The 24,711-nt window shown below is 67.5% G+C and carries 21 protein-coding genes and 1 riboswitch; of the genes, 15 read left to right on the forward strand and 6 right to left on the reverse strand.

Annotated elements, in window-relative coordinates:
* The first annotated feature begins 82 nt into the window (after positions 1-82).
* The 6 genes from BLQ50_RS06950 to BLQ50_RS06975 all read left to right on the forward strand — a co-directional run bounded on the left by BLQ50_RS06950 (position 83) and on the right by BLQ50_RS06975 (position 7,431).
* Positions 83-1,438, forward strand: a complete 1,356-nt coding sequence (locus tag BLQ50_RS06950; RefSeq protein ID WP_093182320.1) for an extracellular solute-binding protein — start codon at positions 83-85, stop codon at positions 1,436-1,438.
* 67 nt (positions 1,439-1,505) lie between these two features.
* Positions 1,506-2,375, forward strand: coding sequence for a carbohydrate ABC transporter permease (locus BLQ50_RS06955; protein WP_093182322.1), 870 nt, complete (start codon positions 1,506-1,508; stop codon positions 2,373-2,375).
* 8 nt (positions 2,376-2,383) lie between these two features.
* Positions 2,384-3,220: a carbohydrate ABC transporter permease gene (locus tag BLQ50_RS06960; protein WP_093182323.1), complete on the forward strand. Its 837-nt coding sequence runs from the start codon at positions 2,384-2,386 to the stop codon at positions 3,218-3,220.
* A gap of 51 nt (positions 3,221-3,271) precedes the next feature.
* Positions 3,272-6,298, forward strand: coding sequence for an alpha-mannosidase (locus tag BLQ50_RS06965; protein WP_093182324.1), 3,027 nt, complete (start codon positions 3,272-3,274; stop codon positions 6,296-6,298).
* Between the two features lie 229 nt (positions 6,299-6,527).
* Complete coding sequence (locus BLQ50_RS06970; RefSeq protein WP_093182325.1) at positions 6,528-6,950, forward strand: DUF4190 domain-containing protein; 423 nt, start codon at positions 6,528-6,530, stop codon at positions 6,948-6,950.
* A 94-nt stretch (positions 6,951-7,044) separates the two neighbouring features.
* Positions 7,045-7,431 carry a DUF2752 domain-containing protein gene (locus BLQ50_RS06975; protein ID WP_093182327.1) on the forward strand — a complete coding sequence of 129 codons (387 nt, stop codon included), beginning with the start codon at positions 7,045-7,047 and terminating at the stop codon, positions 7,429-7,431.
* 93 nt (positions 7,432-7,524) lie between these two features.
* On the opposite strand, the gene BLQ50_RS06980 is transcribed toward BLQ50_RS06975, so the two are convergent.
* From BLQ50_RS06980 to BLQ50_RS06990, 3 genes are all read right to left on the reverse strand, one after another.
* Entirely contained in the window at positions 7,525-8,415 is an 891-nt protein-coding gene (locus tag BLQ50_RS06980) for a carbohydrate ABC transporter permease (protein ID WP_093182329.1), read from the reverse strand.
* On the reverse strand, positions 8,412-9,314 hold the full coding sequence (locus tag BLQ50_RS06985) for a carbohydrate ABC transporter permease (protein WP_093182330.1): 903 nt from the start codon (positions 9,312-9,314) through the stop codon (positions 8,412-8,414). Before BLQ50_RS06985 ends, BLQ50_RS06980 begins: the two co-directional genes overlap by 4 nt.
* A gap of 64 nt (positions 9,315-9,378) precedes the next feature.
* The gene (locus BLQ50_RS06990; protein ID WP_093182332.1) at positions 9,379-10,650 is read right to left on the reverse strand and encodes an ABC transporter substrate-binding protein; all 1,272 of its coding nucleotides are present in this window, start codon (positions 10,648-10,650) and stop codon (positions 9,379-9,381) included.
* A gap of 238 nt (positions 10,651-10,888) precedes the next feature.
* Here BLQ50_RS06990 and BLQ50_RS06995 point away from each other — a divergent pair, with 238 nt between their 5' ends.
* The 4 genes from BLQ50_RS06995 to BLQ50_RS07010 are packed head-to-tail and all read left to right on the forward strand — an operon-like array spanning position 10,889 to position 15,207.
* The gene (locus tag BLQ50_RS06995) at positions 10,889-12,073 is read left to right on the forward strand and encodes an ROK family transcriptional regulator (RefSeq protein WP_093182334.1); all 1,185 of its coding nucleotides are present in this window, start codon (positions 10,889-10,891) and stop codon (positions 12,071-12,073) included.
* A gap of 50 nt (positions 12,074-12,123) precedes the next feature.
* Positions 12,124-13,167: a substrate-binding domain-containing protein gene (locus BLQ50_RS07000; RefSeq protein WP_093182336.1), complete on the forward strand. Its 1,044-nt coding sequence runs from the start codon at positions 12,124-12,126 to the stop codon at positions 13,165-13,167.
* 1 nt (position 13,168) lies between these two features.
* Positions 13,169-14,014 (forward strand): ATP-binding cassette domain-containing protein, encoded by an 846-nt coding sequence (locus BLQ50_RS07005; protein WP_093182338.1) that lies wholly within the window; start codon positions 13,169-13,171, stop codon positions 14,012-14,014.
* Entirely contained in the window at positions 14,011-15,207 is a 1,197-nt protein-coding gene (locus BLQ50_RS07010) for a sugar ABC transporter permease (RefSeq protein ID WP_093182633.1), read from the forward strand. The genes BLQ50_RS07005 and BLQ50_RS07010 overlap by 4 nt, the downstream gene beginning before the upstream one ends.
* Before the next feature lie 22 nt (positions 15,208-15,229).
* Here the strand turns inward: BLQ50_RS07010 and purU are convergent, their stop codons facing one another.
* The gene (purU, locus tag BLQ50_RS07015; RefSeq protein ID WP_175559058.1) at positions 15,230-16,111 is read right to left on the reverse strand and encodes a formyltetrahydrofolate deformylase; all 882 of its coding nucleotides are present in this window, start codon (positions 16,109-16,111) and stop codon (positions 15,230-15,232) included.
* A 65-nt stretch (positions 16,112-16,176) separates the two neighbouring features.
* On the opposite strand from purU, the gene BLQ50_RS07020 reads away from it, so the two are divergent.
* Positions 16,177-16,707 carry a GNAT family N-acetyltransferase gene (locus tag BLQ50_RS07020; protein WP_093182342.1) on the forward strand — a complete coding sequence of 177 codons (531 nt, stop codon included), beginning with the start codon at positions 16,177-16,179 and terminating at the stop codon, positions 16,705-16,707.
* Between the two features lie 12 nt (positions 16,708-16,719).
* Here the strand turns inward: BLQ50_RS07020 and BLQ50_RS07025 are convergent, their stop codons facing one another.
* Positions 16,720-17,481, reverse strand: a complete 762-nt coding sequence (locus BLQ50_RS07025) for an ATP-binding cassette domain-containing protein (protein WP_093182343.1) — start codon at positions 17,479-17,481, stop codon at positions 16,720-16,722.
* A gap of 76 nt (positions 17,482-17,557) precedes the next feature.
* Positions 17,558-18,793: an ROK family transcriptional regulator gene (locus BLQ50_RS07030; RefSeq protein ID WP_093182345.1), complete on the reverse strand. Its 1,236-nt coding sequence runs from the start codon at positions 18,791-18,793 to the stop codon at positions 17,558-17,560.
* Positions 18,794-19,012: 219 nt separating this feature from the next.
* Between BLQ50_RS07030 and chvE the strand changes: the two genes are divergently transcribed.
* The 4 genes from chvE to glyA all read left to right on the forward strand — a co-directional run bounded on the left by chvE (position 19,013) and on the right by glyA (position 24,584).
* Positions 19,013-20,128, forward strand: coding sequence for a multiple monosaccharide ABC transporter substrate-binding protein (gene chvE, locus BLQ50_RS07035; RefSeq protein WP_093182635.1), 1,116 nt, complete (start codon positions 19,013-19,015; stop codon positions 20,126-20,128).
* 91 nt (positions 20,129-20,219) lie between these two features.
* Complete coding sequence (mmsA, locus tag BLQ50_RS07040; protein WP_093182346.1) at positions 20,220-21,770, forward strand: multiple monosaccharide ABC transporter ATP-binding protein; 1,551 nt, start codon at positions 20,220-20,222, stop codon at positions 21,768-21,770.
* Entirely contained in the window at positions 21,767-22,939 is a 1,173-nt protein-coding gene (mmsB, locus tag BLQ50_RS07045) for a multiple monosaccharide ABC transporter permease (protein ID WP_093182348.1), read from the forward strand. The genes mmsA and mmsB overlap by 4 nt, the downstream gene beginning before the upstream one ends.
* Positions 22,940-23,045: 106 nt before the next feature.
* Positions 23,046-23,179, forward strand: a riboswitch (ZMP/ZTP riboswitch).
* A gap of 115 nt (positions 23,180-23,294) precedes the next feature.
* Positions 23,295-24,584, forward strand: a complete 1,290-nt coding sequence (glyA, locus tag BLQ50_RS07050; protein WP_093182350.1) for a serine hydroxymethyltransferase — start codon at positions 23,295-23,297, stop codon at positions 24,582-24,584.
* Positions 24,585-24,711 lie beyond the last annotated feature (127 nt).

Raw genomic sequence — 24,711 nt, forward strand, 5'->3', positions numbered from 1 at the left:
CAACACTTCTTCAATTTGATGGAGTTACTCCACCGGAGGGACTTGGCAAAGAAGCCAGGTCGACGGCGGCAAAGGAGCAACGATGCGACTCGCTAAACCACTTGTGGCACTCACCGCGGCAATCTCGCTCATCGGACTCGCCGGATGCGGGGGGAGCGACGACAGCTCAGACAGCAAGACAGTCAAGATCGCCTATCAGAAGTTCGGCAACTTCACGCAGGCCGACGAGCTCTTCCAGGGAGTCAAGAAGGAGTTCGAGGCAGCCAACCCCGGTACCACGGTCGAGCTGGTCCCCATCGAGGCCAGCCAGAACGACTACTTCACCAAGCTCGCCCTGATGAACCGCTCAGCAAGCACCGCACCGGACCTCATGTACGAAGACACCTTCATGATCAAGTCCGACGTCGAAGCCGGGTACCTCGCCCCGCTCGACGACTACCTCAAGGACTGGTCCGACTGGAGCCTCTACCTCGACGCCGCCAAGCAGGCCGGCAAGGGCGACGACGGCAAGACCTACGGCGTCTCCATGGGAACCGACACCCGGGCGCTCTGGTACAACAAGGAGGTCTTCGCCGCAGCCGGCCTGCCCACCGAATGGGCCCCCAAGACCTGGGATGACGTCCTCGAGGCCGCCCGCACCATCAAGGCCAGCGACCCGAGCGTCATCCCCTTCAACATGTACTCGGGCAAGCCCATGGGTGAAGCCTCCGTCATGCAAGGCTTCGAGATGCTCGAGTACGGCACTGGCGGAACCCTCTACGACGAGGCATCCTCCAAGTGGGTCGTCGGAAACCCGGACTTCATCGACTCCCTCGGATTTGTCAACACCGTGTTCTCCGAGGGACTCGCGCCCACCGCCGAGCAAGCCCTCGACGCGAACATCGGCAACACCGTGGCCTCGGACTGGTTGCCCAACAACAAGCTCGGCATCGCCCTCGACGGGTCGTGGATGGGTGGCACCTGGATGGAGAGCGGCGGCACGCCCTGGGCCAAGTGGACCGACGTCATGGGCGTCGCCCCGATGCCCACCAAGAACGGTGATGCCCCCGGATCAGTGAGCATGTCGGGTGGTTGGACCCTCGCCGTCGGTGCCAAGTCCAAGAACCCAGAGCTCGCTTTCAAGGTCCTGACGACGGCGATGAACGCCAAGAACTCCCTGGCCTTCACGATCGACAACAGCCAGATCGCCGTCCGCTCCGACGTCGCGGCTGACCCCAGCTACACGGCGGCGAACCCCACGATCAAGGCGTTCACCGACCTTGTCGCGGTCACCCACTTCAGGCCGGCGACGTCTGACTACGCACAGATCTCCAACGCCATCCAGGTGGCCATGGAATCCGTCATGACCGGCCAGCAGACACCTGAAGAAGCTGCCGCGGCCTACGACAAGGCCGTCATCGGCGTCGTCGGCGAAGAGAACACCACGTCGGGTTCCTGACGTGACCACGACCGTGGCTCCCTCACGAGTGTCACGGGCACCGGTGGATCCTGTGCGTCAGCGCGCCATGCGCTGGCGCACAGGGCGCCGCCTGATGCCCCTGCTGCCCGCCGTCGCACTGCTTGCACTGTTCATGCTCGGCCCGGTGCTGTGGTCCTTCTACGGCTCCTTCACCAACGCGGCGCTCACCGGTGTGAACGCCGCCAACCCTGACTGGGTCGGCCTCGACAACTACCGCAAGCTCTTCGCAGACCCAGACTTCCCCAAGGCGATCTGGCTCACGGTCGTCTTCGTCTTCGCCTCCGCCGTGGTGGGCCAGAACGTCCTCGGGGTGCTCCTGGCCATGCTCATGCGTTCGTCGCAGAAGATCATCCGCGTGGTCGTGGGGACGCTCATCGTGACGGCGTGGATCCTCCCGGAGATCGTGGCCGCCTTCGCTGCCTACGCGTTCTTCAGCAAGGAAGGCAGCCTCAACTCCTTGCTGGCCATCGTGGGAATCACCGGCAAGAGCTGGCTGTACGCGACCCCCATGCTCGCGGTGATCCTGGCGAACGTCTGGCGGGGGACGGCCTTCTCCATGATGGTCTACTCCGCGGCGCTCAACGACGTCCCACCGGAGATCACCGAGGCCGCGACGGTTGATGGCGCTGGCGGATACAAACGGCTCATCTACATCACCCTGCCCATGATCCGCCGCTCCATCTCCACCAACCTCATGCTCACGACCCTGCAGACCCTGTCGGTCTTCACGCTCATCTACGTCATGACCGCGGGCGGACCAGGGACGAACAGCTCGACCCTGCCGATCCTCGCCTACCAGCAGGCCTTCAAGTTCGCCCAGGTGGGCTACGGAACGGCGATCGCCACGATCATGCTGATCATCGGCGGAGTGTTCGCTGTCATCTACATCCGCACACTGAAGCCTGAGGTCGACTGATGAGTCAGATGACGATAGCCGCCCCTCGCCAGCGCTTTGCCCGCGGTGCCTCGAACACCATCCTCATCATCATCGGATTGTGCTTCCTCGTCCCGCTGGGCTGGATCCTCTTCGCGTCCTTCGACACCCGAGCGACGCTCGCCGTCGAATGGCCCAAGAACCTCTCGATCGACAACTTCACCGCGATCATGACGGTCGACCAGACCTGGCGACCGCTCTGGAACTCCACGCTGCTCTCCACGGGAGCAGCGGTCATCACCGTCCTGGCGTCCATCCTGGCCGCGTACCCGCTGTCGCGGTTCGCCATGCGGTTCAACAAGCCGTTCATGTACGCCGTGCTCTTCGGAACCTGCTTGCCCATCACCGCGATGATGGTCCCGGTGTACTCGCTCTTCGTGCGGCTCAACCTGCTCGACTCCCTCTGGGGAACCGTGTTCTTCATGGCGGCGACGTCGTTGCCGATGGCCATCTGGATGACCAAGAACTTCATGGACGGCGTCCCCATCTCCCTCGAAGAAGCCGCCTGGACGGATGGTGCCTCCGCGATGGTGACCCTGCGCGCCGTGGTGCTGCCGCTCATGCGACCCGGCCTGGCCGTCGTCTTCATCTTCGTGTTCATCCAGGCCTGGGGGAACTTCTTCGTCCCCTTCGTGCTGCTGCTCTCACCGGAGAAGCAACCCGCAGCCGTGAGCATCTTCGCGTTCTTCGGCCAGCACGGGGCTGTCGCCTACGGACAGCTCGCAGCATTCTCGCTCATCTACTCGATCCCCGTCCTGGGGCTCTACGTCCTCGTCTCCCGGTTCACCGGGTCGTCCTTCGCGATGTCCGGAGCCGTCAAGGGCTGACGCCCACGGTTCCCGTCTCGTTCGCCTGCCCTCACCTTCTGGAGTGCCTTCATGCATGACAAGAGCACGTTGATCACCGCCCGCCTAGACCGATTCGTCCGTGACCTGCTCGAGCCGGCCATCTACCGGGCGCGTTCGCCGCTGACCGTCACGTCCTGGGACGTGCCGGACGAACCCGTTCCGTTCGCCGAGGCCCGCGCCGCCGACTTCACGCCCTTCGCCGCTGGCTCGCCCTGGGGCAAGCCCTGGGGAACCGTGTGGTTCCACGTCAGCGGAGACGTGCCCGCAGAATGGGCCGAGCAATCCGACGTCGCGATCGAGGTCCTCGTCGACATCGGCTTCACCACGGCCCAGCCGGGGTTCCAGGCCGAGGGCACCGTGTACGGCCTCGACGGGCACATCATCAAGGGCCTCGAACCGCTCAACCAGCACATCCCTGTGACCCAGGGTCCCGGAGAGGCCCTCGAGATGTATGTCGAGGCGGCTTCCAACCCCGACGTCCCTGACGGCCAATGGACCCGCCCGACGACGCTCGGCGACGTGGCCACCGCGGGGGACCGCTCCCTCTACACGACGCGCGCCTTCGACGTCGCGCTCCTCGACGTGCCCGTCTGGGAGCTCCTCCAAGACATCTGGACTCTCGACGGCCTCGCCCGGGTGCTCCCCAAGACCTCACCGCGGCGCGCCGAGATCGTGCACACCCTCGACCTCATGGTCGACGCCGTCGACCCAGACGACGTGTCAGGGACCGCAGCAGTCGGCCGCGCCGTCGTGGCGCCGGCCCTCGCCCGACCGGCGAACGCCAGCGCGCACGTGGTGCACGCCGTCGGGCATGCGCACATCGACTCGGCGTGGCTGTGGCCGGTGCGCGAGACCGTGCGCAAGTGCGCGCGGACCTTCTCCAATGTCTTGGCGCTCATGGACGAGGACGAGCACTTCACCTTCGCGTGCTCCTCCGCCCAGCAGTACGCCTGGGTCAAGGAGCACTTCCCGGAGCTCTTCGAACGCATCCGCGAACGGGTCGCCGAGGGACGCTTCATCCCCGTCGGCGGCATGTGGGTCGAGTCGGACACGAACATGCCCGGTGGTGAGGCGCTCGTGCGCCAGTTCGTCACCGGCAAGAAGTTCTTCGCCGACGAGTTCGGGGTCGAACCGCGCGAGGTGTGGCTGCCGGACTCCTTCGGGTACACCGGAGCGTTCCCGCAGATCGCCGCGCTGGCCGGGTGCGAGAACTTCCTCACGCAGAAGATCTCCTGGAACGACACGAATGCCATGCCGCACCACACGTTCTGGTGGGAGGGCATCGACGGGTCGCGCGTCTACACGCACTTCCCTCCCGTCGACACCTACAACTCGGTGCTCAGTGGCGAAGAGCTCGCCCGCGCCGAGCACAACTTCGCCGAGAAGGGCCGCGCGAACACCTCCCTCGCGCCCTTCGGATTTGGCGACGGCGGCGGTGGCCCCACCCGCGAGATGGTCGCCGCGGCGCACCGCACCCGCGACCTCGAAGGGTCGCCGATGGTCAAGCTCAGCTCGCCGCAGGGGTTCTTCGACGCCGCACGCGAGGAGTACCCGGAGCCGCCGACGTGGTTGGGGGAGATGTACCTCGAGTACCACCGCGGCACCTATACGTCGCAGGCGCGCACCAAGCGCGGCAACCGCCGCAGCGAGCACCTGCTGCGCGAGGCAGAGCTGTGGGCGACGACCGCCGTCGTGCGGTCGGGCGCGGAATACCCGACGCAGGCGTTGGACCGCATCTGGCGGCTCGTGCTGCTGCAGCAGTTCCATGACATCCTGCCCGGCTCGTCGATCGCCTGGGTGCACCGCGAGGCGGAACGCAACTACGCCGCGATTGCCATCGAGCTCGACGAGATCATCACGACGGCGCTGACGACCCTGGCCGGGCCGGGGGAGCAGACCGTCGTCGCGAACGCGACGCCGTTCGCCCGCGGGGGAGTGGGCGCGCTGGGCACGAGCGTTGCGGCTGCCGAGCCGCGTGGGGGTTCGCTCACCGCAGAGGGCACCGGCTGGGTCTTCGCCTCCGACACGATCCGTGCCGTATTCGACGAGCGTGGCCTGCTCACCTCGTACGTCGACCTGGCCAGCGGCCGTGAGACCGTCCCTGCGGGCACGGTCGGCAACCTCTTCCAGCTGCACCGTGACATCCCCAACCAGTGGGAGGCATGGGACATCGAGCAGAACTACCGCCGGACGGTCACCGACCTGGTCGACGCCGTCGTGGTCGAGGCCGTCGACGACCGGACGCTGCGGATCGTCCGCGAGTTCCGGGCGTCGCGCATCGAGCAGCTCGTGACCCTGGCCGATGGGCCGCGGGGTGGGTTGCGGTTCACGCTGAATGTCGACTGGCACGAACGCCAGAAGCTCCTCAAGCTGGCGTTCCCGCTCGACATCCACACCGACCGGGCGACGTCCGAGATCCAGTTCGGGCACGTCCACCGCGCGACCCACACGAACACCTCCTGGGACGACGCCCGCTTCGAGACCGTCGCGCACCGGTGGGTGCACGTCGGTGAACCGGACTTCGGGGCGGCGATCATCAACGACTCCACCTACGGGTACGACGTCACGCGCTCGCCGGGGAACCAAGGCAGCAGCACGACCGTGCGGCTGTCGATCCTGCGCGCGCCGCTCTTCCCCGACCCGGAGGCAGACCAGGGGCAGCACACCCTCACGTGCGAGCTGGTCCTGGGGGCGACCATCGCGGACGCCATCGAGCACGGATACGCGCTGAACCTCCCCACCAGGGCGGTGACCGGTGGCGCCGGGTCTGCGCCGCTCGTGCGGGTCAGCAACCCGGCGGTCGTGGTGGAGTCCGTGAAGCTGGCCGAGGACGGCAGCGGCGACGTGATCGTCCGCCTCTACGAGTCTCTCGGTGGGCGGGCCGCCGCGTCGGTGAGCGTCGACTTCGAGCACACGGGCGTGCACGCGACCGACCTGCTGGAACGCCCCCTAGGCGATCACCCCGAGATCGCCGCGACGTCCGACGACGGCGCCCCGGCGTCGTACCCCGTCGCCTGTGGTCCGTTCCAGATCGTGACGCTCCGCGTGCAGAGGTAGCTGCACTCGGCACGGATCAGACCCGGTCGCGGCCGCGGCGCCCAGTGCGCCGTGGCCGCGACTTGTGTGTTGCAAGCTGGGCGAGTGAGGCGCTGCAACCGGCTTGGGTGTGAGTACGATCGAGACGCTCTGCACAAGGGGCGCATCTAGCGCTCACCTGACTTCTCGCCTTGGGCAGCTGCACTCCGATGACCAGGTCCCAGGACCATACGACACCAGGACGGCGACGATGACCTACCCTCCGCAGGACCCGTACTCCAAGGACCCCGCCGGTGGCCAGCCGCCGTACGGTCAGCAGCCCGGCCAGGGTGGTCAGTCGCCCTACGGTGGTCAGCCGCCCTTCGGTGGTCAGCCTCCTTACGGCGGTCAGCCACCCTACGGTGGTCAGCCGCCTTACGGCCAGGGGCCGGTGCCGAACAAGAACAGCCTCGCTGTCTGGGCGCTCGTCCTGGGCATCGTCGGGCTGCTGTGCTGCGGCCCTGCCGGGATCGCTGCGATCATCGTCGGCAACAATGCGAAGAAAGCCGTCGCCTCAGGGCAGGCGAACAATGGTGGCATGGCGAAGGCGGGCGTGATCCTCGGCTGGATCGCCATCCCGGTCTGGATCATCGCCCTCATCGTGAGGGCGAACGCTGGTGCCTTCAACTTCTAGCACCTCCTCCGAGGGTGCCTCGCGCCGGCCCGATTACGGTGTCGCCGGACTGCCCGAGGCGGCGGTGCCTCGTCACCGACGGCTGCGGCTCCCTATGGCAGTCGGCGCGGCGACCGCGGCGGCAACAGTCGTGGTCGCGTTCGTCGACCCGCACCGGCCCGGCCAGTTTGGGATCTGCCCCACTCTGTGGCTCACGGGATGGTACTGCCCGGGATGCGGTGCGCTGCGGGCCACCTTCGACCTCGCCCACCTCGATCTCGCGGCGGCTTGGGCCATGAACCCGTTGTGGGTCCTCGCTGTTCCCGTCGTGGCGGTGGTGTGGGCGGCCTGGTTGCGGCGCGCCTGGCGGGGCACCTCGGCCCGCCCGTTCCCAGGCTGGCTGGGCGTGGTCCTCCTGGTGGTGCTCGTCCTCTTCGGGGTGCTGCGCAATGTCCCGGCGCTGGCATCCTGGCTCGCCCCCGGTGGGGCGACCGGGGCATAAGTCAGTCCAGGCTCGGCGCGCAGAAGAACCCCGGACGGTTGTTGCCGTCCGGGGTTCCTCTGTGTCGAGCTCGGGTGTGCGCGAGGGCCCCGATCAGCCCTTGACGGACCCGGACATGAGACCGCCGATGAAGTACTTGCCGAGCAGGATGTAGACGATCAGGGTCGGGAAGCTGGCCAGCAGCGCCCCGGCCATGGACACCCCGTAGTTCTGCAGCATGGCCCCGTTGGCGAGGTTGTTCAGCGCGACCGTCACGGGGCCGTTCTGGCTCGAGGAGAAGAACACCGCGAAGAGGAAGTCGTTCCAGGCCGAGGTGAACTGCCAGATGAGCACGACGACAAAGCTGGGGATCGAGATCGGGAGCACAACCGAGTAGTAGGTGCGCAGCATCCCCGCGCCGTCGATCCGGGCAGCCTCGATGAGCTCGTGCGGGATCGACTGGTAATAGTTGCGGAAGATCAGCGTCGTGATCGGCAGGCCGTAGACGACGTGCAGGAAGATCAGGGTCGGCACGCCATTCGGCAGCCCGATGTCCACGACGAGCTTGGAGAGCGGGATGATCACCGCCTGGTACGGGATGAACATGCCGAAGAGGATCAGCGTGAACACCAGGTCCGCCCCGCGGAACCGCCACCGGGCCAGCACGAACCCGTTGAGCGACCCCAGGAACGAGGAGATGATCGCGGCTGGGATGACCATCTGGAAGGTCCGCCCGATCGCCGGGGCGAGGGTGTCCCACGCGGTCTGCCAGTTCTCCAGGGTCCAGACCTGGGGCAGGTTCCACGCGCGTGCCGGGCTCGCATCGCCGGCCCCCTTGAAGCTCGTGATGACCAGCACGTAGACCGGGATGAGCACGACGAGCAGGAAGAACAGCAGCAGCGCGTACTTGAGGGTCCGGCCCACGCTGAACCGGCCCACGGATGGCTTGCCGCCCGAGGCGGGCTTGATCGGCGAGGTCAGGTCGCGGGCTGCGACGGCGGTCATGACTTGCCTTCCCGGTGGTTGTGGATGAGGTACGGCACGATGAGCACCCCGACGATGATCAGGAGGATCGACCCCACCGCAGCCGCGTTCGCGTAGTCGAAGCTCGACTTGAGGACGTACATGTCGACGGCGGGGACCTTGGTCTGGTAGTTCGCAGGCTTGGAGATCGACATGATGAGGTCGAAGGCCTTGAGCGACATGTGACCCACGATGATCACCGCGGACAGGGCCACGGGGCTCAGCTGCGGGAAGATCACGTGGCGGTACAGCTTCCACTCGGTCGCCCCGTCCATCCGTCCGGCCTCGCGGAGCTCCTCGGGGATGCCGCGGAACCCGGCCAGGAACAGCGCCATGACATAGCCGGACAGCTGCCAGATCGCAGGGATGGCGATCGCGGCGATGCCGGTGTTGACGTTGTTCCACCAGTTGTTCTGCAAGAACCCGAGGCCGACCATCTGGAACAGCCGGTTCAGCCCGAGGGCCTGCTCGCCCTGGTTGGAGTTGAGCAGCCACCGCCACACGACACCCGAGGCGATGAACGACACGGCCATCGGGAACAGGTAGATGGACCTGAAGATCCCTTCGAAGCGGACCCGCCGGTCGAGCAACCAGGCCCACAGGAAACCGAAGGCCATGGTTCCCACGAGGAACACGACGGTGTACAGCACGAGGTTGCGCAGCGAGTGCTGGAAGTCGGCATTGCCCAGCAGGTCGAAGTAGTTGCGCAGCCCGACAAACGTGGTGGGGGCATCCCCGACCGACCGGGCGGCATCGTGCGCGTCCGTGACGGATGTCTTGAAGTTGACGGCTAGCAGCCCGTAGACGAACACGCCCAGCAGGAGCAACGTCGGGGAGATGAGCAGGACGGGCGGTCCCCAGTGCCTGATCTTTCGAAACACGGCAGGCCTCTTCCTCGAGAACGGGTGCGGCCCCGGGACGTGTCCCGGGGCCGCACCCTGTCGGCTACTTCGTGACTGCTGCTGCGAGGTCGCTCTGGTACGTCGCGAGGTCGGAGGCGCCCGTGGTGAACTTGCTGGTGGCGTCCGAGATCGCGTTCAGGGTGGCGATCGGAGCGGCCGCCCCGTGGGCGAGGGAGGAGACGATCGTGTCCTTGCCGAAGGACGTGATCGCGGTCTGCTGGTACTCGCTGAAGTCCTTCGGGTTGGCGTCGGTGCGAGCCGGGATTGAGCCCTTCGCCTTGTTGAACGCCGTCTGCCCCTCGAGGGAGCCGACGGTCTCGAGCCAGGCCTTGGCACCGTTCGGGTGCGGTGCGCCGACCGGGAGGGTGAAGGAGTCCGCGAGGAAGTCGAAGACGCCGTCGGTTCCCGGGACCGGGAAGTACGTGAAGTCTGTTCCCGGCTTCTTTCCGGCTTCTTCGAAGGCCGCCACGGCCCAGTCACCCATGACGTTGAATGCGGCCTGGCCGTCGATGACCTGCTGGGTCGCGTCCGGCCAGTCGAGCCCGTCGCGGTCGGTGTTGGTGTAGCTCATGAGCTTCTGGAAGTCGGTCAGGGCGGCAGTCACCTCGGGGCTCGTCCAGTCGGTCTTCCCGTCCCACAGGCCGGAGTAGCCGTCTGCGCCGAGGTCGGCGAGCAGGACCGTCTCGAGCAGGTTGACCTGGGTCCACGTGGTCGCGACCGACAGCGGCGTCTTGCCGGTGGCCTTGACGGCGTCGAGCGCCGGGAACCAGTCGGCGATCGTGGCGTAGGTGGCCGTCGGGTCGAGGCCGGCCTCCGTGAGCACGGCCGGGTTCGCCCAGACCATGTTGGCGCGGTGGATGTTGGAGGGGATCGAGTAGATCTTGCCGTCCACGGTGAGCCTGCTGAGCAGGTCCGCGGGGAAGACGTCGGTGAGCTTGAACTCGGTGTAGAGATCCGAGATGTCCTGGATCTGGCCGGCTGCGATGTAGTCGGTGAGCTCTGCGCCGGCGTGGGCCTGGAACGTGTCCGGCGGGTTCTTCGCCTGCAGCCGGGACTGCAGCAGGTCCTTCGCGGCGGAGCCGGCGCCGCCGGCGACCGCCCCGTTGACGAACTTGATGTCGGGGTGCTGGGTGTTGAAGACCCCGACGAGCGCGTCGAGTCCGAGCTTTTCGGAGCCGGAGGCCCACCAGGTGAACACCTCGACCTCGTTGTCGCTGCCGGATGCGGTGGTGCCGTCGTCCTTGTTGTCCGAGCCACATGAGCTCAGAGACAGTGAGGCGACCGCGAGAGCTGCGGCCACCGCTGTGAATCGCATGAGTTTGCGTGTCATTGTGCTTACGCCTCCGTTGCCGTAATGGGGTTCGTCGTCGCCGGTTGCGACCATGGGGAGCACCGTCGCGCCCCGTCTCGATCCATGTTCATCAAATGCCCCACAGGCCTTGGCGTCAAGAGGTGAAGACAAGGTTGGCCAAATCGTGATCTTGGCTTCAGGGTGTGGATTCGCGATTTTGCGCTGTTCCGCCAGATCATCCAGTGGTTGTACGCTGTGGCGCGTGAGTAATGACCGGGTGACGCCGGGCTCTCAGACTTCACTACGTGAAGCCAACCGGGCCCGCATCGTGAGTGCGGTCCAGCAGCGTGGCTCCCTCACGCAGGTCGAGCTGGCCGGGGTGACAGGGCTGTCACCAGCGACGATCTCCAACATCGTCAAGGAGCTTGCGGGCGCGGGCGTGCTCAGCACCGCGCCCACCTCACGCAGCGGGCGCCGCGCCCTCCAGGTCACCCTCGCGCGCAACCTCGGCCTTGTCGCCGGGATCCATTTCGGGTCACGCTCCCTGCGGGTCGCGGTGGCCGACACCGCGCACCAGATCATCGCAGAGCAACGCATGCCGTTGCCGCCCGATCACAGGGCAGACGCCGGCATGGAGCGAGCCGCGCTGCTCCTGACCGAGCTGGTCGAGCAGGTGGACGCACCGTTGGAGGAGCTGCTCGCGGTCGGGGTGGGGGTCCCGGCCCCGGTCGACGTGCGGACCGGGCGGGTCTCCGCACTGGGCCTGCTCCGGGGATGGGAAGGATTCTCCGTCTCCGAGGAGCTCACCCAGCGCTTGGGTGTGGCCGTCCACGTCGACAACGACGCCAACCTCGGTGCGCTCGCGGAGGCCCGGGTGGGTGCCGCGAGCGGCTTCCAGCACGTCGTGTACATCCGCGTCTCGCACGGCGTGGGCGCGGGGCTGATCCTCAACGGTCAGGTCTTCCACGGGCGCAGCGGGACGGTCGGGGAGATCGGTCACCTCACGGTCGAGGACCACGGCCCGATCTGCCGCTGCGGGAGCAGAGGCTGCCTGGAGATGTACGTCGGCGCCTCCCTGCTGCTCGACATGCTCACCACGAGCCACGGCAACCTCACCCTGCCCGAGGCCATCCACCTGGCTCAGAACGGTGACCTGGGGTGCCGCCGGGTGATCTCCGACGCCGGCCAGCACCTGGGGGTGGCCGCCGCGAGCATCTGCAACTTCATCGATCCCGAGCTCCTGGTCATCGGCGGGGAGCTGGCGCAGGCCGGTGACCTGTTGCTCGATCCGATCCGAGCAGTCCTGGGCCGCCGGTCCATCCCGTCCTTCGACGGGCCGGTCGGAGTGGTGGCGTCGGCTCTGGGCAGCCAGGCCGAGGTGCGCGGGGCGTTGCTGCTTGCGATGGACCATGCGAAGATCGCGGCCCCGATGGGAGGGGGACTGTGACACGACGACAGGGCAGGCCGAGGCAGGGCAGAGCACGGCTGTGCGTCGCGATGGCGGCGACCACCGCGCTCGTGGCGCTTCTTGCACTCACCAGCTGCTCCGACGCCGACGGCGCGTCCGCGGGGACGATCGCCTTCCTGCTCCCAGAATCCAAGACCACCCGCTACGAGTCGATCGACCGCCCGATGTTCGAGTCGGTCGTCTCGCAACGATGCCCGGACTGCACCGTGCTGTACTCCAATGCCAACCAGGACCCGGAGCGTCAGCAGGTCCAGGCCGAGGCCGCCCTGGCGCACGGGGCGACCGTCCTGGTGCTCGACGCCGTGGACACCGCGACCGCACAGTCCATCCTGGCGTCCGCCCGTGCCCGCGGGGTGGCCGTGGTCGCCTACGACCGCTTCCTCGCGGGCGCGGACTACTACGTGTCCTTCGACAGCCGGCGGATCGGTCAGATGCAGGGCGAAGCCCTGGTCCGCGCGCTCCGCAACAACGGGGTGACCGAGGGTCACATCCTCGTGGTCAACGGCGCGGCGACGGACCCCAACTCTGCCGAGCTGCGCGAGGGCCTGGCCCTCGCGCTCGAGAACAGCGACCTGACCATCTTGGCCGAGTACTCGACCCCCGACTGGAGCCCCGACTCGGCGCATGAGTGGGTCTCGGGGCAGCTCACCCGCTTCGAGGGGGATGTCGACGGGGTCTATGCGGCCAACGACGGGACCGCCGGAGGGGCGATCACCGCGATGCGCGCGGCTGGCCTGTCCCCGATCCCGCCGGTCACCGGCCAGGACGCCGAGCTCGCGGCGGTCCAGCGGATCGTCACCGGTGACCAGTACATGACCGTCTACAAGGCCATCAGCCAGCAGGCCTGGACCGCTGCAGAGTTGGCGGTGCGCCTCGTGCAGGGGGAGACCCCGGTGGCTACGGCCACCGTTCGCGGCGTCCCGGCGATGCTGCTCACGCCCATGGCGGTCACCCGCGAGACGATCCAGGGAGTCCTCATCGCCGGTGGGGTCTTCACGGCGGCGCAGATCTGCGTCCAGCCATTCACTCAGGCCTGCATCGACGCCGGCCTGCTCGACCCAGCGGAGAACTGACATGGCGCCCTCCGACCTGCCCGACGACGCGTGGCGCGCGGGCGCGCCCGCCCGCCCCGTGCTGGCCCTGCGCGGGGTGAGCAAGAGCTTTGGCGCAGTCCGCGCCCTCGTCGGAGTCGACCTCGAGGTCCACGCCCACGAGGTGCTGGCCATCGTCGGGGACAACGGCGCCGGCAAGTCCACCCTCGTGGAGATCCTCTCCGGTGCGCAGGTCCCCGACGCCGGCCACGTCGAGGTCGACGGCGAGGAGGTCACCTTCACCTCGCCAGGAGCAGCCCGCGCGCAGGGGATCGCCACGGTGTTCCAGGAGCTCGCGCTGTGCGAGAACCTCGACGTGGTGGAGAACCTCTTCCTGGGCAACGAGCTGGAACGAGGCCCGCTGCTCGACGAGGTGACGATGGAGCGCCGCGCCTGGGAGGTGCTCGGCCAGCTCGCCGTGCGGGTGCCCTCGGTCCGGGTGCCGGTCGGGGCGCTCTCGGGCGGCCAGCGCCAGGCCGTCGCCGTCGCACGGTCGTTGCTGGGGGAGCCCCGTGTGGTCATCCTCGACGAGCCGACCGCGGCTCTGGGCGTGATGCAGACGGCTGAGGTGCTCAATCTCGTCGAGAGGCTGCGCGAGCGAGGACTCGCGGTGATCCTCATCAGCCAGAGCCTCGCCGACGTCCATGCGGTCGCGGACCGTATCGCGGTCTTGCGCCTGGGCCGGACCAATGGCCTCTTCTCGGCGAGCACCACCACCTATGAGGATCTCTTTGCCGCCGTGACCGGGGTGCGGACCGGTCACCACCGCCCGGCCGACGGCGACCCGCCGACGGCGTCCCACGACGCCTCCGGGGGGTGGGCCCGATGAGTTCATCGACGCCGATGGTCGGCCAGTCGTTCATCCACCGAGTCCGCAGCGGCGAGCTCGGTTTCCTGCCGATCGTCGGCGCGCTGCTGGTCATCTGGGCGGTCTTCGGGCTGCTCAACCACACATTCCTGAGCAGCGACAACCTCGTCAACCTTACGCTGCAGTCCGCGGCGAGCGGGATCATCGCGCTGGGCATCGTGCTGACGCTGATGATCGGGCAGATCGACCTGTCGGTCGGCGCGGTGAGCGGGCTCGGCTCCGCCGTCGTCTCGGTCACCGTCATGCGCGCGGGGCTGCCGTTGTGGCTCGCGATCGCCGCCGCCCTCGTTGTCGGCGTCATGATCGGGGCGGCCTACGGGCTGCTGTTCACCCGGCTGGGCCTGCCCAGCTTCGTCTTCACCCTCGCCGGGCTGCTTGTGGTGCTCGGGATCCAGCTCAGGGTGCTCGGCAGCACCGGGACGGTCAACCTGCCCTACGAGTCGTGGCTTGTGCGGTTCTGCCAGCAGATGTTCCTCTCGCCGTGGCTGTCCTACCTGCTGGTGGCCGTCGTCGTCATCGGCTACGCGGCCTCGCTCGTGGTGACCCGGGAGCGGCGGCTGCGGGTGGATCTGCCGGCCGACCGATGGGCCTCGATCGCCCTCCGGGTGGGCGTGCTCACCCTGGTCGCCGTGGTGGCGACCACCTACCTCAACACCAACCGCGGCGTGCCGTACATGTTCGCACTGTTCCTCGCGCTCGTGGCCGGGACGGATGTCGTGCTGCGGCGCACCCGGTGGGGGCGTGCCGTCCGGGCCGTGGGGGGGAACCTCGAGTCCGCCCGCCGGGCGGGCCTGCCGGTGCGCGGCGTCGTCGTCTCGGTGTTTGTCGCCTGCTCGACGTTCGCGGTGATCGGCGGCGTGCTCTCCGCGGGCCGGCTCGCCTCGGCCTACCAGGGGACCGGTGGGACGGACGCGAGCCTCACCGCGATCGCGGCCGCCGTGATCGGCGGAGTGAGCCTGTACGGGGGCCGGGGGAGCGCGTGGTCGGCGTTGCTGGGCATCCTCGTGCTGCAGTCGATCTCCAACGGTCTGACGCTCATGAACATGGGCGCGTCCGCGACCTACACGGTGACCGGCATCGTGCTGGCGGTCGCGGTGATCATCGACGAGCTGTCCCGTCGGGCCCGGGGAGCCCGCGGGGCCAGCCGGGCCTAGATCACAGGCTCAGCCCGCCGGCTCAGCGGAAGATGACGGTCCGGTGGCCGTTGAGCAGCACCCGGTGCTCGGCGTGCCAGCGCACCGCGCGGGCCAGTACCCGGCGCTCGACGTCCTGCCCCTGGGCGACCAGCTCGTTCACGTGGCGGGAGTGGTCCACCCGCTCCACGTCTTGCTCGATGATCGGTCCCTCGTCGAGGTCCCCGGTGACGTAGTGGGACGTGGCGCCGATGAGCTTGACACCACGGTCGTGGGCCTGGTGGTAGGGCTTGGCGCCCTTGAAGCTCGGCAGGAAGGAGTGGTGGATGTTGATGATCTTCCCCTCGAGCTCGCGGCACAGGTCGTCGGAGAGCACCTGCATGTAGCGAGCGAGCACCACGAGCTCGACGTCGAGCTCACGGACGAGGGCGAGCAGGGCGGCCTCGGCCTCGGCTTTGGTGTCCTTGGTGACCGGGATGTGGTGGAAGGTCTTGCCGTAGAACTCGGTCAGCGGCTCGAGGTCACGGTGGTTGCCCGCCACGGCCACGATGTCGATCGGCAGGTTCTCCGACCGCTGGCGGAAGAGCAGGTCGTTGAGGCAGTGCGCGGCCGTGCTCACCAAGATCAGGGTGCGTACCGGGCGGCCGACGACGTCGAGCGACCAGGTCATGTCAAAGTCCGCTGCGAGGGCCGTCAGCGCGGCGCCAAGATCGGCTCGCGAGGCTGCGGACTCGACCTGGACCCGCATGAAGAACAGGTGCGTGTCCGGGTCGCCGAACTGCTGGGACTCGGTGATGTTCCCGCCGTGCTCGGCGAGCAGCCCGGCCACGGCATGCACGATCCCAGGGCGGTCCGGGCAGGACAGGGAGAGCACCCAGTGCTCGGGGGATCGCTCGGGGGATGCGGAGGCGTCGGAGGTCGTCACCCGCTCAGAGTAGTTTGTGCGGCGCGGGTGCGGGGAGGCCGCCACAAGTCTGAGACGATACGTACATGAGCGATCTAGACATCACGATCAGCCTGGTGACCGACGAGGCAGCCGGAGAGCTCCTCACGCTGCGGCGTGCCGCGTTCGTCACAGAGGCGCAGGTCTACGGAGACCCGAACATCCCGCCCCTGACGCAGACCCTCGGCGAGCTGCGCGCCGACCTGCGCGCTCCCGGCGTCGTCACGCTCGGGGCCTGGTCCGGGCACCGCCTCGTGGGTTCTGTCCGGGTGGAGATCGAGGATGACAAGGCCACGCTCGGCCGCCTCGCCGTCGCCCCCGACCTGCAGGGCAAGGGGATCGGCACACAGATGATGTTCGCGGTGCTGCCGCACCTGCCCGAGGAGACCAAGGAGATCTGGGTCTTCACCGGCAAGGACTCCAAGCAGAACCTCGCGATGTACCAGAAGCAGGGCTATGAGCACCAGTACGACCAGGTGGCCGGCGACCTGACGTTCGCGTACCTGCGCCGGATCCTCGGCGAAGCCGCACAGTCCGACGACGCCGATGCCGGCGACGCGCTCGACGCTGAGGACTGATCGCCGGCTCGGTCAGCGCGTCTGCGTCGAGAAGTCGGCCGCGCCGGTGATCGCGGCGATGATCTCCTCGTAGCTCGTCGAGTAGCCGGGGAAGCTGCCGTTGTTGCGGCCGTGCCGCAGCACCTCGATCCGGTCGGCGACCGCGCGCACGTCGCTCATGTTGTGGCTGATCAGCACCACGGCGTGGCCGAGGTCGCGCATTCGCTCGATGTGGGTGAGGACCTCGGCCGTCTGGGAGACGGACAACGACGCCGTGGGTTCGTCGAGCACGACGATCCGCGGGTTGCCCAGCAGCGTGCGGGCGATCGCGACGCTCTGGCGCTGACCGCCGGAGAGGGACGAGAGCAGGGTCCGCACCGACGGGATCCGTGAGGTGAGGTCGCGCAGGATCTTGCGCGCGATCTCCTCCATCGCGGCCTCGTCCATGTACCGCCCGCGCCGCAGCTCACGCCCGAGGAAGAGGTTGGAGACGACGTCGAGGTTGTCGCACAGGGCGAGCTCCTGGAAGACCGTCGCGATTCCCAGGGCGTGCGCGCTCGCGGGCGTCGGGATGGTCACGGGGATTCCCTCGGACTCGATGATCCCCGCGTCGGGGGTGATCACCCCGGCGATGATCTTGGCCAGGGTCGACTTGCCGGCGGCGTTGTCGCCGACGATCGCGACGACCTCCCGCGGGTAGATCGTGAAGTTGACCTCGGAGAGCGCCTGGACGGCGCCGTAGGCCTTGTCGATTCCCCGCAGCGACAGTGCTGGGGTGGAGGTGGTGTCGCTCACGTCAGTCCTCTGTTCGGGGAGTACCTGGAGGGGCTCTCTGGACGGCCACGTCGTCGTGGCACGGTGCGCGGCGGGGTCATGGCGCGGGTGTCCGGCGGGAACGGCCGGCCATGGACTCGTCGGTCAGGGTGCTGATGGTCTGGTGGTCGGTGGCGACCTCGGTGGACTGGAGCGCAAGGGTGAGCGCGCCCATCACCTCGGCCTGGGGGCCAAGCTCCCCGAGCACGACCTCGACGGGTGCGATCGTGTTCGGCGGGGTGTGGCGCAGGACGGCCTCGCGGAGCGGGCCGACGAGGATCTCGCCCGCTGCGGCGAGCTCGCCACCGACGACCACGACCTGCGGGTTGAGGGTGTTGACGACCTGGGCGACGACGGCTCCGATCCGGTCGCCGGCGTCGGCGATCACCCGGCGGCACCCGGGGTCGCCCTCGGTGGCCCGGGTGATGAGGTCGCGCAGCGTGAGGTCGCCATGGCTCGAGCGCACCAGGTCGAGCAGCGCGGTCGAGCTCACCACGGTGTCCAGGCAGCCGCGGTTCCCGCACCGGCAGATGTCACCCATGGGGTCGACCTGGACGTGCCCGATCTCGCCGGCGGTCCCGGCATACCCACGGTGCAGGTGGCCGCTGAGGAGGATGCCAGCGCCCGTGCTGTAGGAGGCGCGGACGAAGACCATGTCCTGGTGGCCGCGTCCTGCTCCAAGCTCGTGCTCGGCGAGGGCGCCGAGGTTGGCATCGTTGTCGACGATCACGGGACGGGCGAGGCGCTTGGACATGGTCTGCCCGATGTGCAGGTCGTCCCAGCCGCGCATCACGCCGCGCACCGAGATCATCCCGGTCGACGTGTCGACGGGCGCGGGGAGCGCCACGCCGATCGTGAGCAGCTCGTCCATGGACGCGCCGACCCGCTCGAGCAGGTCGACGACGAGCAGCGCGGCGCGGTCGAGGCCGGTGTCCACCCGGTGATCGAGGGGGAGCGGCATCTGCTGCTCGGCCACGATCGTGCGGCCGAAGTCGCCGAGGGCGACCTTGAGGTGGCGGTGGCCGAACTGGACGCCGGCGACGAGCCCGAGCTGGCGGGCCAGGGTGACCTTGAGCGCTCGGCGCCCCGACCGCGAGGTGGGGCGCGTGTCGACGACGCCCGCGCCGGTGAGCTCCTTGACGATCGTGGAGATGGTCGCAGTCGACAGGCCGGTGGTCTCCGCGAGCTCGATCTGGGTCAACCCACCGAAGCGCTTGACGGCATCAACGATGCGCGCTCTGTTCGCTTCTCGGAGAGAAGCCTGCGATCCGGGCGTGGATCGGTCGGTGGTCACACGGCCGAGCGTACCGCAGCACCCCTTCTGTGAGGTAGACCACCCTCTTGAGTTTGAGACTCGAACACAAAATGGTTACGAAGTTGTCTTTGTGCTTGACGGTCAAACTCAAAGGCCATAGTTTTCTCGACATCGGCCACGTGGAACGACCCACTCGGCCACCGGGCGACGCACTGGCGACGCCCACCACGCTGATTCAACGGTGAAAAGGACATGACGATGACGTCACTGCGCAAGACGATTGCCGCCCTTGCGGGCACGACCCTGCTCTTCGGAGCGCTCGTGGGATGCAGCTCGGAGCGTTCGGATGCCGAGACCACGGACGCCGCGTCCGACACGCCCCTGATTGGCATCGCGATGCCGACCAAGAGCCTCGAGCGCTGGAACAACGACGGCAAGCACCTCGACGAGCTGCTCAAGAAGATCGGCTACGAGACGACCCTGCAGTACGCCGACAACAAGGTGGACCAGCAGATCACCCAGCTGCAGAACATGATCAACGACGGCGCGGACGTCCTCGTCATCGCCTCGATCGACGGGACGGCCCTCGGCCCGGTCCTGCAGACCGCCGCGGACAAGAAGATCCCGGTCATCGCGTACGACCGCCTCATCAACGACACGGCGAACGTGGACTACTACGCCACGTTCGACAACGAGCTCGTCGGGACGCTCCAGGGACAGTTCATCGAGGAGAAGCTCGACCTCGCCGGCGGCGCCGGGCCGTTCAACCTCGAGCCCTTCGCCGGTTCTCCGGACGACAACAACGCGCGCTTCTTCTTCAAGGGCGCCTGGGACGTGCTCCAGCCCTATGTCGAGAAGGGCCAGCTGGTCGTCCCGTCCGGCAAGGGTCCGGCCACGCTCGATGACTGGACCACGATCGGGATCCAGGGCTGGGAGTCCGCCAAGGCCCAGTCCGAGATGGAGAACCGTCTCAACTCCTTCTACACCGACAAGAAGGTCGACGTCGTCCTCTCCCCGAACGACTCGCTCGCCCTCGGCATCGAGCAGGCGCTCTCCGGCAGCGGCTACACCTCGGCCGACTGGCCCATCATCACCGGCCAGGACGCTGACGAGGCCAACGTCAAGAACATGATCGCCGGAATGCAGTCGATGACGGTCTGGAAGGACACCCGCACCCTGGGCGACCAGGTCGCGAAGATGGTCGGCCAGATCATCGACGGCCAGACGGTCACCGTCAACGACGAGAAGACCTACAACAACGGCGTCAAGGTCGTCCCGGCCTACCTCCTCCCGCCCGAGGTCGTCGTCCCGGACACCATCCAGTCCCTGCTCGTGGACTCCAACTTCTACACAGCCGACAAGCTCGGCCTCTGATCCACCTGGTGTCGGCTCTGGTCGGTCACGACCGACCAGAGCCGACACCGCCCCGGATCGGCAGCAGAGCTGGCATGAGTGAGGAGCACGGATGGGTGACAACGACTACATCCTCGAGATGCGCGAGATCACCAAGGAGTTTCCTGGGGTCAAGGCGCTCAGCGACGTCACGCTGAACGTCCGACGCGGTGAGGTCCACGCGATCTGCGGGGAGAACGGGGCCGGGAAGTCGACCCTCATGAACGTGCTGTCCGGGGTGTACCCCCATGGCAGCTATGACGGCACGATCGTGCTTGACGGCAAGGACTGCGAGTTCCGGTCCATCCGGGACAGCGAGGCTCGCGGGGTGGTGATCATCCACCAGGAGCTGGCCCTCATACCGTATCTGTCGATCGCGGAGAACATCTTCCTCGGCAACGAGAAGTCCTCGGCCGGGATTATCGACTGGAACCAGGCCCTGCACGACGCCGCGGACCTGCTCGCGCGGGTTGGGCTCAAGGACAACCCGCAGGTCAAAGCGATGGACATCGGCGTCGGCAAGCAGCAGCTGGTCGAGATCGCCAAGGCCCTGTCCAAGAAGGTCGACCTGCTCATCCTCGACGAGCCCACCGCGGCGCTCAACGACGAGGACAGCGCCCACCTGCTCTCCCTCATCGCGCAGTTCCGCGACAACGGGATCACCTGCATCATCATCTCCCACAAGCTCAACGAGATCTCGGCGATCGCCGACCGGGTGACGATCATCCGGGACGGATCCACGATCGAGACCCTCGACCTGCACGGACCGGAACCTGTGACCGAGGACCGCATCATCCGCTCGATGGTCGGCCGGTCGATGGACAGCCGTTTCCCCGAGCACACCCCCGTGATCGGTGCGGAGGTGCTGCGGGTCGAGCACTGGACCGTCCACCACCCCGTCGACTCCGAACGTCTTGTCGTCGAGGACGCGAACATCAGCGTGCACGCCGGAGAGATCGTCGGACTGGCCGGGCTCATGGGCGCGGGGCGCACGGAGCTGGCGATGAGCGTCTTCGGGCGCTCCTACGGCTCCCGGATCAGCGGGACGGTCTACAAGGACGGCGAGCCGGTGCGGATGCGCACGGTGTCCGAGGCCATCGGCCACGGCGTCGCCTATGCGACCGAGGACCGCAAGCGCTACGGGCTCAACCTCATCCAGACGATCCGCGAGAACATCTCCGCATCCGCCCTGGGCAAGGTCGCGCGCTGGGGCATCGTGGAGGCGGAGGCCGAGATCAAGGTCGCCGAGAAGTACCGCGCCGAGTTCAGGATCAAGTCGCCCACGATCGAGGCGGTCGTCGGCAAGCTCTCGGGCGGCAACCAGCAGAAGGTCGTGCTGAGCAAGTGGGTCTACTCAGACCCCGACGTGCTCATCCTCGACGAGCCGACCCGCGGCATCGACGTGGGCGCCAAGTACGAGATCTACGGGATCATCAACGCTCTTGCCGACCTCGGCAAGGCCGTCATCGTCATCTCCTCCGAGCTTCCCGAGCTCATCGGGCTGTGCGACCGCACCTACGCGATGAGCCAGGGCCGGATCACCGGTGAGGTGGCGCGAGCCGATGCCACCCAAGAATCACTCATGCATTACATGACTATGGGCAAGGGAGCAGCAGTCCGATGAACGCCGTCAGGGAATACCTCGGTCGTAACGTCCGTCAGTACGGGATCGTCGCGGCGCTGATCGTGATCGTCTTGTTCTTCCAGGTGAAAACGGACGGGCGACTCCTCTACCCGAACAACGTCGCCGCCCTCTTCCAGCAGAACGCCTACGTGATGATCCTCGCGATCGGCATGGTCATGGTGATCGTCGCCGGGCACATCGACCTCTCGGTCGGGTCCGTCGTCGCCTTCACCGGCGGACTGTGCGCCATCATGCTCACCCGATGGGACATGCCGTGGCTGCTCGCGGTCGTGCTGACACTGCTCGTCGGCGCACTGGTGGGTATGTGGCAGGGATTCTGGGTGGCCTACGTCGGGATACCGGCGTTCATCGTGACGCTCGCCGGCATGCTCATCTTCCGCGGTCTGGCGATCATCCTCGTCGGAACGACGGTGGCCGGCCTGCCCAAGCCCTTCAATGCGATCTCAAACGGATCGCTGCCGAACTGGTTCGGCTTCGCCGGTAACCTTGATGTGGTCACGATCTGCGTCGGTGTGATCGCCATCCTCGCCTTCGCCCTGACCCAGTGGCGCTCCCGCGCCTCGCTGCGCAAGCACGAACTCGCGGTCGAGCCGATGGCCGCCTTCGTCATGAAGATCGTCTTCACGGCGGTGATCATCGGTCTCTTCACCTACTGGCTCGCGCAGAGCTCGGGCGGAACCCCGATCGTGCTGCTCATCGTCGGGATGCTGGTCATCGCGTACTCCTTCATGCTCAACCGCAGCGTGTTCGGCCGTCACATCTACGCGGTCGGCGGCAACCGTCACGCGGCCGTGCTGTCGGGTGTCAACTCACGACGGGTCGACTTCGGCATCTTCGTCAACATGGGTGTCCTCGCCGCGGTCGCCGCGGTGGTCACGACCGCGCGCGCCGGTGCGGGTGTGGCCACGGCTGGCACGAACTACGAGCTCGATGCGATCGCCGCCTGCTTCATCGGCGGGGCCGCAGTGACCGGCGGTGTTGGCAAGGTCTCTGGCGCGATGATCGGTGCGCTCATCATGGGCGTGCTCAACATGGGCCTGTCGATCCTCGCGGTCGACGCAGCCTGGCAGCAAAGCATCAAGGGTCTGGTGCTGCTCGCCGCGGTCGCCTTCGACATGGTGAACAAGCGCCGCTCCAGCGTCGGCTGATACCACCGGCCGTGAACGCCAGAACCGCCGGAGGGCGGGACGCAGCAGCCTTGCGTCCCGCCCTCCGGCGGTTCTGGCATCCGGGCAGGCTCATGCGTTAGGCTCTTCAACGTCGCGACTGGCGCAGCCGAACCGGCGGATCGACCCTGGAGACAGGGCGCATCCAGCGGATCGCATGGTGGACCACCACCGGGGAGCGACACGTTTTCAGACTTCGGGTCGTTCGCCTGGGCCCCGGTCACCCACACGTGTGTGCGGTGCCCGGATGAGCACATCTGGGCATCTCACACAGTAGGTACGTCGACTGAGCAGATCCGCACGGATCTGCCTGCCGCCTCCCGCTGCAAGGAGAACCATGACCGCCCAGAACGAGATTGTTATGAACCAGGGCCTGGCCCAGGTCGACCCCGAGATCGCCGCCGTCCTCGACGGCGAGCTGGCCCGCCAGCGCGACACCCTGGAGATGATCGCGAGCGAGAACTTCGTCCCGCGTGCCGTCCTCGAGGCCCAGGGCTCGGTGCTGACGAACAAGTACGCCGAGGGGTACCCCGGACGCCGCTACTATGGCGGCTGCGAGCAGGTCGACATCGCCGAGAACCTCGCGATCGCCCGCGTCAAGGAGCTCTACGGGGCCGAGCACGCCAACGTCCAGCCGCACTCGGGTGCGACGGCCAACGCCGCGGTGCTGCACGCCCTCATCAACAAGGGTGACAAGATCCTCGGCCTCGAGCTGGCCCACGGTGGTCACCTCACGCACGGCATGAAGATCAACTTCTCGGGCAAGCTCTACGAGGTCTCCGCCTACGGCGTCGACCCCGAGACGCACCTGGTCGACATGGACAAGGTCCGCGAGACGGCCTTGGCCGAGCGTCCCGATGTCATCATCGGCGGCTGGTCCGCCTACCCTCGCCACCTCGACTTCGCGGCCTTCCGGGCGATCGCGGACGAGGTCGGCGCGAAGCTCTGGGTCGACATGGCTCACTTCGCCGGGCTCGTCGCCGCCGACCTGCACCCGAACCCGGTGCCCTTCGCCGACGTCGTCTCCTCGACCGTGCACAAGACCCTCGGTGGCCCGCGGTCCGGCTTCATCCTGTCCAAGCAGGAATTCGCCAAGAAGATCGACTCGGCCGTCTTCCCCGGGCAGCAGGGTGGCCCGCTCATGCACGTCATCGCCGCGAAGGCCGTGGCCTTCAAGATCGCCGGCTCGGCCGAGTTCGCCGAGCGTCAGGAGCGCGTGCTGCGCGGGGCGAAGATCATCGCCGAGCGCCTCGTGGCCGACGACGTCACGAAGGCCGGCGTCTCGGTCCTGACCGGTGGCACCGACGTGCACCTCGTGCTCGTCGACCTGCGTCACTCCGAGCTCGACGGCCAGCAGGCCGAGGACCTCCTGCACGCCGTCGGCATCACGGTCAACCGCAACGCGGTGCCCTTCGACCCGCGCCCTCCGCGCGTGACCTCGGGCCTGCGCATCGGCACCCCGGCGCTCGCCACGCGCGGCTTCGGCGACAAGGAGTTCACCGAGGTGGCAGACATCATCGCGACCGCCCTGAAGAACGGCGCGGCGACCGACGTCGACTCCCTCAAGGCCCGCGTCGACAAGCTGGCAGCCGACTTCCCCCTCTACCCCGGCCTCCAGCAGTACTAACCCCATTCCGCCGAGTCCCCGACCCGCTGCGTCCCGATCCGCTGAGTGCGGTCAAACGGCTGCCCGATGTCCGTTTTAGGCAGCCGTTTGCCCGCACTCACCGCGGGTTTTGGCCGCAGTCGGCGGC

Source organism: Sanguibacter gelidistatuariae (assembly GCF_900096585.1).
In the GTDB taxonomy this organism is placed as follows: domain Bacteria; phylum Actinomycetota; class Actinomycetes; order Actinomycetales; family Cellulomonadaceae; genus Sanguibacter; species Sanguibacter gelidistatuariae.